The following is a 254-nucleotide window of genomic DNA, read 5'->3' on the forward strand; positions in this document are numbered from 1 at the left end:
ATATGTAACGTATGACATAATTAAACGCTTTTTACATGAGGGCAATGATAAAACATACGATATTAAAGCGAGTGAATCTTTATCTTCAGATTGGTTAGCTGCAATAACTGATGGTTCACGTCTTCACTGGGGAATTTTTGTTGCAATTTTAGTAGCAATCTTAATGTGGTTCTTATTAGATCGAACAACTCGAGGTTATGATTTAAAGTCAGTAGGATTTAATCAACATGCTTCTCAATATGCTGGTATGATGG

General features: G+C 33.9%; 1 protein-coding gene. It reads left to right on the forward strand.

All coding sequences use genetic code 11. The features are described 5' to 3' along the window. On the forward strand, positions 1–254 hold a 254-nt coding region (locus AC0IXC_RS29260), incomplete at both ends, for an ABC transporter permease subunit (protein ID WP_471653721.1).

Source organism: Bacillus sp. AC266, assembly GCF_979253805.1.